The sequence below is a fragment of the Nocardia exalbida NBRC 100660 genome, from assembly GCF_000308575.1.
GTDB lineage: Bacteria > Actinomycetota > Actinomycetes > Mycobacteriales > Mycobacteriaceae > Nocardia > Nocardia exalbida.
The window spans coordinates 1-2,486 of sequence record NZ_BAFZ01000150.1 but is presented as its reverse complement, the minus strand read 5'-3'; the positions used below and the strand labels follow the sequence as shown (position 1 = coordinate 2,486).

The window sequence follows — 2,486 nt, the reverse complement described above, 5'->3', positions numbered from 1 at the left end:
AACCAACGCCGGCACCGGCACCGGTGCGACGGGAGCAGCAGCGAAGGCGATCCAGGTGGCCCTCGCCCAGCTCGGTGATCCGTACATCTTCGGCGCGGAGGGGCCGAACGCTTTCGACTGCTCGGGCCTGATGCAATACGCGGCGGCCGCCGCCGGCGTGCGGATTCCGCGAGTCGCCGCGGATCAATACCGGACCTTGCCCAAGGTGAATCCCCGGGACATCAAGCCCGGCGACCTCATATTCCCGTCCGAATCGTTCAAAGGGGCGAACAACCCCGGTCACGTGATCATGTACATCGGCAACGGCATGTGCGTCGAGGCTCCGCATACCGGTGGCCACGTCCAATACCGGAAGCTGCCCGGCAGTTACGCGGCTGCCCGCTGGGCATGACCGTCCGGCTCAATACCCCACATACGAGCCGCCGCCGCGCATCTGCACGATCCCCGGCACATTGCCGACCGATCCGTATCGCTCGATGGCATAGCGCACCCCCGCGACGATGTTGTCCACCGGATTCCAGATATCACGGTGCCCCGGAACGGAATACGCGTTGAACGTCGGATCGATGGTCTGCATCAACCCTTTCGAGGGGATTCCCGCCGCGGCATTGCTGTCCCAGAGATTGATGGCGTTCGGGTTGCCACCGGATTCGTGCTGGATGATCGCCGCGATATCGGCCGGATCGATCTGGCGCGTGTCGTAGCCGTGCTGTCGCAACACCTGTAGCGCTTCGTTGATCCATTGCCCCTGCTGGCCGGACGGCCGTGCGCGCGGCGGCCCGCCACTGGGCGCCCGCGTGCCGGAGTGCGACGTGCGGCGAGGTCTGCGCGGCTGGGCCGGCCGCGATTCACGCAGGTAGCTGTCGGCCAGCGCCGCCACCCGGTCGGCGGTGAGCACCGTCGCGGCCTGCCCCTGACCCAGCACGGTTCCCGCGCGTTGCAAGGCATTTTCGAGAGTCGAGATCACCAGTTGCCTGCTCGCGTTGGCGTCCTGGACATTGCCGAGGGCGGTCAGGGCGGTGTTCACCTCGGCGACTATCGCTCCGATCGCGGCGCGCCCCTGTGTGGTGCTGTCGACCGCGCCGCCGAGAATGCGCTCGAGTTCGGCGTTCATCGACTGCGTCGCATCGCCATGGCGAGCGCGATTCTGGCTGCTCGCGGTGTACTGCGAGCCGAGCGCACCGTCCCACACCACGGGGCCGCTCGGCCGCGCGGCGTCGACATCGGGTGGCGCGTAGGGCTTTCCCGTCACGGCGGTCGGGGAGCCGTCACCGTACTGGGCCGCGATGGCGGCCAACGCGCCCATCGCCGCGGCTGCCATGGGCATGGACGAACCGGCCATGCCGAGCGCGTCCGAGCGCGGAAGGGAAGCGGAGCCCGAGGCAGCAGTTGCCTCGGATGCCGACGGCGCATTCTGGGTGCGCCCCTGAGCCGTCGCGCCGGCCGGCGCGGCGATCGGCGCACCTGCCTGCGCCCGCGGGATCGGGGTGGGAGCACCGCGCGTCGCGGACTTGGCGGGGCGACGCGGCGCGGCGGTGGTGGTGGCGCTCGCACGCATGTCGCGAGGATCGCCGGGATCATCGGAATCCCGCTCGGGCGGAGTGCGATCCGTCGGAGCCATCAGTTCCCCCGGTGCGCGCGGACACTACGAACGGTGATCACAGAGGCAGCCACGATTCACCTTCCGCCGGACGCCCCGGTACGCGCTGCCGATCGCCGGACACGATCAGCGCGTGCTGGAGCCGGAAGAGTTCACAGCCGGCGCGGCAATCCGCGCCGATGCGGTGAACTCACGCGGCCTTGCCCCGGCTGTCGGCTCACCCGACTCGGATGCCTCTTACTCGGCCCTCGTCCCGAAACGTATCCGCAGCTTAATCTAGATATCTCTCGCGCACGGCCCCGCCTGTTCCCGCTTGCGGGAATACCAGTGCCCCCGGCCCCGGCACGCGGCCGCGGGACAACCGCGAGGCGCCTCGGCGGTAGAGCGCACCGAGCGACCGGCGAAGGCCGGGCGACGTCAAACGGCGACATTGCGCATCGCCGAGGCAATGCTATTGGCGTAGGCGATGCGCTGCCCTCTCGCCTCACCGGAGCTTCTTTCGTAATACTGATCGAAGACCGCCGCCGCGTAGGCGGGCGTCTGTGCGGCCCGGAGATATCCATACGCGGTGGATTCATTGCTGCGCAATTCGGCCATCATGAAATCGACCTGGACCTTCCAGTCGGTGACCGGCTTCCCGCGAGCCGCCGCGAACCGCTCCAGGGCCTGCCGTCGCCCGCCCCGCCACTGACACAGACCGATAGCGCCTTCGCCCGAGTTGTACGCGCTGGTCTTGAAACCCGACTCGACCTGGATATTGCCCACGATCCCCGCAGCCTGCGCAGGCGTGAGTCCATGTTTCGCTATGAGGTAGCGATAGACGTCCGCCGGATTGGCGTTCGAGCCCCCGGGAATGTTGTCGGCGTTGCCGGTGGATCCGGTGGAC

At 68.3% G+C, this 2,486-nt stretch carries 3 protein-coding genes; 1 reads left to right on the top strand and 2 read right to left on the bottom strand.

Annotated elements, in window-relative coordinates:
- On the top strand, positions 1–391 hold a 391-nt coding region (locus tag ON29_RS29865; protein WP_040871453.1), incomplete at its 5' end, for a C40 family peptidase.
- A 9-nt stretch (positions 392–400) separates the two neighbouring features.
- Here ON29_RS29865 and ON29_RS29860 read toward each other — a convergent pair.
- Both ON29_RS29860 and ON29_RS29855 read right to left on the bottom strand, forming a co-directional pair.
- Positions 401–1,558, bottom strand: a complete 1,158-nt coding sequence (locus ON29_RS29860) for a transglycosylase SLT domain-containing protein (RefSeq protein WP_083864156.1) — start codon at positions 1,556–1,558, stop codon at positions 401–403.
- A 459-nt stretch (positions 1,559–2,017) separates the two neighbouring features.
- Positions 2,018–2,486 (bottom strand): phage tail tip lysozyme (locus ON29_RS29855; protein WP_040871452.1); only part of this gene is annotated, 469 nt, incomplete at its 5' end.